Source organism: Micromonospora sp. NPDC023633, from assembly GCF_040640035.1.
Taxonomy (GTDB): domain Bacteria; phylum Actinomycetota; class Actinomycetes; order Mycobacteriales; family Micromonosporaceae; genus Micromonospora.
Genome location: NZ_JBFABB010000223.1, coordinates 1 through 5911, shown reverse-complemented (window position 1 = coordinate 5911; position 5911 = coordinate 1). Strand labels below are relative to the sequence as shown.

Annotated in this window: 6 protein-coding genes and 1 pseudogene; 5 read left to right on the top strand and 2 right to left on the bottom strand. The window is 73.0% G+C overall.

Annotated features, from left to right (window positions below; all coding sequences use genetic code 11):
• Positions 1 to 813: pseudogene (locus AB0G13_RS33700) on the bottom strand (hypothetical protein); the annotation flags it as partial.
• Positions 814 to 1433: 620 nt separating this feature from the next.
• On the opposite strand from AB0G13_RS33700, the gene AB0G13_RS33695 reads away from it, so the two are divergent.
• A complete protein-coding gene (locus tag AB0G13_RS33695; protein ID WP_357883439.1) occupies positions 1434 to 1937 on the top strand; it encodes a hypothetical protein in 504 nt (167 codons plus the stop codon).
• A 133-nt stretch (positions 1938 to 2070) separates the two neighbouring features.
• Here the strand turns inward: AB0G13_RS33695 and AB0G13_RS33690 are convergent, their stop codons facing one another.
• Positions 2071 to 2670 (bottom strand): hypothetical protein, encoded by a 600-nt coding sequence (locus AB0G13_RS33690; RefSeq protein ID WP_357883436.1) that lies wholly within the window; start codon positions 2668 to 2670, stop codon positions 2071 to 2073.
• Positions 2671 to 2832: 162 nt separating this feature from the next.
• Here AB0G13_RS33690 and AB0G13_RS33685 point away from each other — a divergent pair, with 162 nt between their 5' ends.
• The 4 genes from AB0G13_RS33685 (at position 2833) to AB0G13_RS33670 (ending at position 5659) form a co-directional block, all read left to right on the top strand.
• A complete protein-coding gene (locus AB0G13_RS33685; RefSeq protein ID WP_357883433.1) occupies positions 2833 to 3234 on the top strand; it encodes a DUF2267 domain-containing protein in 402 nt (133 codons plus the stop codon).
• 174 nt (positions 3235 to 3408) lie between these two features.
• A complete protein-coding gene (gene coaD / locus AB0G13_RS33680; protein WP_357883430.1) occupies positions 3409 to 3933 on the top strand; it encodes a pantetheine-phosphate adenylyltransferase in 525 nt (174 codons plus the stop codon).
• A 146-nt stretch (positions 3934 to 4079) separates the two neighbouring features.
• Positions 4080 to 4775 carry a hypothetical protein gene (locus AB0G13_RS33675; protein ID WP_357883427.1) on the top strand — a complete coding sequence of 232 codons (696 nt, stop codon included), beginning with the start codon at positions 4080 to 4082 and terminating at the stop codon, positions 4773 to 4775.
• Between the two features lie 95 nt (positions 4776 to 4870).
• Positions 4871 to 5659 (top strand): class I SAM-dependent methyltransferase, encoded by a 789-nt coding sequence (locus AB0G13_RS33670; RefSeq protein WP_357883424.1) that lies wholly within the window; start codon positions 4871 to 4873, stop codon positions 5657 to 5659.
• The last annotated feature ends 252 nt before the right edge of the window (positions 5660 to 5911 follow it).

Here is a 5911-nt window from a genome sequence, read left to right as displayed (position 1 = left end):
CAGCGGGCCGGCCCGCTCCGGTCCGACCGTGCCGGCGGCGGTCAGCGTCACGAACGCCACCGCGACGACGGCGGCGGCGAGGGCCGCGCGCCGTTTGGCACGCGGCCCGGTCGACGGGGCCTGATGCGGGTGGACCGGCGGCGGTGGTACCGGCTGCGCGCGCCGGTGGGCGGCCAGCAGGGCGTCGAGCTGCTCGGCGACGGCGGCCCGTGCGCCGGTGGCGGCGGCGAAGGCGAGGGTGAGGTAGAAGCGGAAGTTCACGGTCGCGGCGGACGGCACGCGCAGCCCGAGGAGCCGGCCGCCGTCGGTGGCGTGCAGCAGGGTGAGCGGCACCGCGGGATGATGCGCGGGCCCCACGAGGTCGGCGTACCTCCACTCGTGCCGCCGCCCGCGCTCGGAGGAGAAGGCGACGCGGTGGTTGGTCACGACGGCCATCCCCGTGTCGACGGCCCGCACGCCCCTCGGTAGCGCGTCACCGGCGACGCCGGCCGTGGCGACGGTCAACCCCGGGGCGGGCAGCCCGGTGCCGTGCCGCGCGTCCACCTCGACGAGGTCCGCGACCGGCAGCACCCGGTAGACGACCTCGTCGTCGGCGAGGTCCACCGGCAGGCCGGCGCGCGGTTGCGTGCACCCGAGGAACCCGGCCGCCTCGATCTTCAGCCGGACCAGGTGGTCGTGGTGCCGCCGCCAGGCCGCGGCCTCCGCGTCGTACGCGCGCCGCCGCCGGTGGTTCTCGCGCTCCGCCCACCTGATCTGCCACATGGAGTGCGCCGACGCCGGGGCCGCCATGATGGAGTGCGAGGTTGCCGTCACGTCTCGTACAACCACCGACCGCTCTATGAGGAAACTGGTGCCGGTCGATACTTCCCATTGTTACCGGTAGGGGTGGTTCGGCCTTCGGTTCTGCACTACTGACGGTCCACCCTGCCGCACGGCGCCCCCACCCCCATCCACACCTGCGCCTGCCGCCCGGCCGAGCGAACCACCATCGGCACGCAGGCCGGCCGCGCAACCCAGCTCCCACCGGCGAAGGCCAGCCACTGCGGCCGACCCGCGGCAGGACCGCAGGCATTCACGCGCACGCTCGCCGCAGGCGCGACCGCAGCGCCCCAACCGACGCGCGCCTCGCCCTCCCAGCCCGGCGCCACCTGAATGTCAGCCACCGCGCCGGAGCGCACCACGAGTCCCACTTGGCGAACAGCCGCGTGGCGGGGTCGCCATACCGCATGGCCCCATCCTGTCAGCTCTCCCCGGTCCGCCGATGAGTCGACGCACGAGGACGGGCACGGCGCGGCCCGCCATCGCGCCCACCGCCGACCCGCGGGATCCGCACTTCGGAGCCAACAAATCTAGTCACGCTCATCAATGTCTGGTAGAAATCCTGCAAGGTCGGCCTTCTCATCGCAGAAATCCCCCACGCGAACGGGAGAGCCATGTCGTCCACCCGATCCACCCTGCGCCGCCGCCTGCTCACGCTCCTGGTCGCCATCGCCGCCGCGACCGGAGCCACGCTCGGACTCGCCAGTCCGGCCTTCGCAATCAGCCACTCCAGTGCCACCTCGCAGCTGCGCGCCGCCGGCATCTCCTGGACCTCCAGCGGCAACTGCAGCGACCGCTACGTCTCGACCTGCACCTCGTTCGACGGCGTCCGGCAAGCGACCATCGACGGGATCATCACCTTCAAGCGCGCCAGCGGCTGCGCCGTGACGATCACCGCCGGCACCGAGGTCGGACACGCCAGCGGCACCTACAGCCACTGGAACGGCTACAAGCTCGACATCGCGCTGAGCACCTGCATACAGAACTACATCTCGGCCCACTACACCTACGTCGGCTACATCTCCGGCTTCGGCTACCAGTACCGGGCGGCCTCCGGCAACCTCTACACCAAGGAAGGCAGCCACTGGGACATCCTCTTCTACACCTGCGGCTGCTGACGCCGGAAGTGCCTGCCGCCACCGCCAGGTGACGGCATCCCCGCTCACCGAGCGCACCAACGCCGGCCGGGCCCTGGCCGGGCCGGCGTTGGCCTGGCGGGAGGTCAGCTGCCGCCTGCCGGGACACGACTCCTCAGGGCAGCAGCGACAGCCGGCGCCGGTGCGCGCTCCTGCGGGCCGCGACGATGATCGCGAGCGCCCCGCCACCGACCGTCCCGGTCATGCCGAGGCCGACCGCGCCGAGCTGAGTCAGCGCCCGAGCCTTCACCCCGAAGAGCCAGGGCGGTCCACCGATCGACAGCTCGAGGCCGGGCTGGGCCGGGACCACGTCGCAGCGCACGGCGTACCGGCCGGGTGGCTCGGCCCGGATGACGAGCACGCCTCGCCACTGCCGTCCGCCCGCGCTCCGGACGATCTCGTCCCCGGTCGTCGACACGCTGTGCCACTCCTCAAGTTCCCGAACGTCGAGCGCCGAGGGCTCGCAGGTCACCGCCGGCACGGTTGGGCCGGCCCCGGTGATCCACACCATCCTGTCGGCCTCCTCGCCGGCGGCGAAGCGCACCGGGACCGACCGCCCCGCCGGAACGCCCTGTCCGACGGAGCCGCCCAGCCGTCCCGGCAGGAACGCCAGCCCGGCACCCGTGACCAGAGCGAGCAACAGGGTCACCGCCGCGACGGCGTACCACCGGCGGGACGGCCGCAGCGGCCCGGCGTCCACGGACAGGAAGGTCATTGCGACATGATGTCGGAACCCGAGCGTCGCCGCGACGGGCTGTTCGCACACACGAGATTCACGTCCTTGACGGCGTACGCGCGGGCGCACCTTCGCCCGCGCGGTTTGTCGCGCGGGCACGCGGGTAGACGCCGCCATCCGGCAGAGAGAAAGGCGCCAAGGGTGGAGAACAGCGAGTTCATCGGCTCGGTGGCCAGACGCCTGCGCACGTCGCCCGAGCAGGCGACCGCCATCACGCGCGCCACACTGACGACGCTGGCGGAGCGGATCGACGGGGGCGAGGCGCGCGATCTCTCCGCCCTGCTGCCCGACGAGTTGCGGGCCTACGCGTTCGCGCCCCGGGAGAAGGCCCAGCGCTTCGGGCTCGACGTGTTCGTCCAGCAGGTCGGCGGGCGGGCCGAGGTGGACGAGGCGACGGCGGAGGCCGGCGTACGCGCGGTGTTCGACACCCTCCGCGAGGCCCTCCCACCCGGCGACTACGACGACGTCGTCACCCACCTGCCGGCGGAGTTCTGGGAACTCACGGACTCGGCGGGCCGGTACGACGGCAGGCGCGGCGGCTAGCGCCTCGCCGGGCGGCGTGCTCGTGCCACGCCCGGCACCGGAACCAGGTGGCGTCGGGGTGCTGAGGGCTGCCGAACCTGAGCCAGGCGAGTGCCAGACGTATCCACGGCGCTGTGACATATCGCCCACGCCCAGGGGCCCGCGGATCCGACAGCCGATACCTACAGTCGGGCCATGAGCACCGACGAAGGCGTGCGGGTCCGGCTCCGTTGCCATGAAGCTGAGCTGTCGGCGGGGCCACGTTCGACAGCGCGCACCCCCGGTCGCGTACGCGTGCGAGCCGTCTACCCCGGCAGCTTCGATCCCTTCACTCCCGGGCACTTGAACGTGGTGAACCGGGCACGCGGCCTCTTCGACGAAGTGGTCGTGCTCGTCGCGGTCAACAGCAGCAAGCATCCGGGCACCGGCGAAGAGGAGCGAGCGGCCGCTGTCCGGGCCGTTCTGCCGGTCGAGTGGACCTCCGTCACCGTTGCGGCCTGGAGCGGGTTGACCTCCACCTACTGCCGTGAACACGAAGTAGGAGTGATCGTCCGCGGCGTGCGTAACACCACCGACCTTTGGACCGAGTACCAGCTCGCCGCGATGAACCAGTCGCTGGGTGTCCCCACGGTGTTTCTGCCTGCGCAGCCCGAACTGGCCGCGGTGTCCTCGACCGCGGTGCGCACACTGGGGAGGCTGCCCTCGTCCGCGCAGTCGTAGACCGCCGGACAGTGGCGAACCCTCGTCGGACCGCCGCCGGACGGGTCGTGAGACTGCCGCGTCAGGATCAGGTGACGGTGGCGCACTAGACTGTGCCCGTCGGCCATGGCGTGGGCCTTCGATCGGGCATGGGGGCGGAGCATTCGGTGGATTCGCATGCGGCCGCCGCCCGGATCGTCGGGGAAGCGGACCTCGTCGGCTTCACCGCCGGCCAGCTTCTGGACGTGACGAAGGCCCTCACGATGATCCTCGCGCTGCCCCAGTCGGCGGCCGACCGCGTCGACGCCCTCGCCGTGGCCACCGGCCAGGGCGAGGAGTGGCGCCTCACCCACGCGATCCGCAGCTGGGAGACGAACCCGGACCTCCGCCACCTCCTGGTGGCGAACGGGAACCCGGCCGAGGAGACCTACGTCGAACCCACGCTCGCTCACCTGCGCAGCCTCGGCCTCCGTCGCCTCGACGGGGTCTGCGTCCAGGCCGGGCCGGCCCCCGACACCGGCCGGCAGGCCGCGTGGATCGCCGAACAGGTCCACGGCCGGCGTATCGCGAGCCTCGCGCTCGCCGTCTCCCCCTACCACCTGCCCCGCGCCTACCTCACGGTCCTCAAGGCACTCGACCGCAGTGGCCTCCGCCTGCCCGTCATACCGGTCCCCGTGGCCGTCTCCCCGGACACTCCCGTCCCGGAGACCGGAGCCACCGCCTACGACCTCCTGCCGGGAGAGGTGAAACGCATCCTCACCTACGCGGACGAGGGCTGGGTCGCCACCCTCGCGGAACTCCAGCAGTACCTGCGGTGGCTGTGGAGCCGCCACGGGTCCCTCCTCGTCGGAGCCCCGGAGTGAGGCCCCGGCCCGCCGGCGGTCCCCCGACGGCTCGGGTCGTGCTGCCCTGAGCAGAATCGCTCGCCTTCCGGGCCGTGTCGCCGGAGCCTGGCGGCATGGGAACGGGCTTCAGCGGCGAGGTGGCCACGTACTACGCGAGACACCGGCGCGGGTACCCGCCGGAGGTGCTCGACGCCGTCGTCGGGGCCTTCGGTCTCGACGACGGCGACACGGTCATCGACCTCGGCTGCGGCACCGGCCAGCTCAGCCTGCCGCTCGCCGCCCGGGTGGGTGCGGTCCTCGGCGTGGATCCGGAGCCCGACATGCTGGCGTTGGCCCGGCGGGCCGCCCTCGACGCGGGGGTGACGAACGCCGCGTGGCTGCTCGGCGCGGACAGCGACCTGCCCGTCCTGGGCCGGTTGCTGGGCGAGCGGGCGGTCGGCGCCCTCTGCGTCGCCGTCGCGATCCACTTCATGGACCGCGGGGCGCTGTTCCGGGCCGCCCGGCCGCTGTTGCGTCCCGGAGGCGGAGTCGTCGTGATCACCGACGGCGCCCCGCTGTGGTCGCAGGACGCCGAGTGGTCCCGGGCGCTGCGCGGCTGCCTGGAGGGGCTGCTCGGGCGTCCGGTGACCGCGACGTGCCAGACCGACGACGCCGGCCGCCGGCGCAACCGGGACGCCCTCGCCGCCGCCGGCTACCGGGTGGTGGAGTCGTCGGTGGAGTACGCCGCACCGCTCACCGTCCACGACCTGGTCGGCGGCGTCTTCTCCGCGATGTCACCGGACCTGCTGCCCTCCCCGGAGGGCCGGGCCGCGTTCGCCGTCGAGGTCCGCGGCGCCCTCGGCGGGCGGGAGTCGGTCACCGAGCGGGTGCGCGTCTCGCTCCAGTTCGGCCTGCCGGGCTGACCCGGCAGCCCGACGACGGACTGCCCGGGTCGCCGCCCCGGTGCCGGTCGCCGCGCGACGTGCGGGGGCCCCCGCCGAGGTGGATGCTGTTGGTTAATTCGGGTTCTGCGTGACGTCGGCCTTCAAGACCTGGTTGTGGTCTTGAAGGCCGACGTTGTCGTAGTGGGGTGGGTGGCGGGTGTCGATGCGGTCGCGGGAGTCGGGGGAGATCCCGGCGGAGACGGTGCGGGTGGCGCGGGCCGCGTTTCCGAA

Excerpts from the sequence above, each read along its gene's own strand:
- AB0G13_RS33695 (WP_357883439.1), top strand. The coding sequence starts at position 1,434 with ATGTCGTCCACCCGATCCACCCTGCGCCGCCGCCTGCTCACGCTCCTG.
- AB0G13_RS33690 (WP_357883436.1), bottom strand. The coding sequence starts at position 2,670 with ATGACCTTCCTGTCCGTGGACGCCGGGCCGCTGCGGCCGTCCCGCCGG.
- coaD (WP_357883430.1), top strand. The coding sequence starts at position 3,409 with ATGAGCACCGACGAAGGCGTGCGGGTCCGGCTCCGTTGCCATGAAGCT.
- AB0G13_RS33670 (WP_357883424.1), top strand. The coding sequence starts at position 4,871 with ATGGGAACGGGCTTCAGCGGCGAGGTGGCCACGTACTACGCGAGACAC.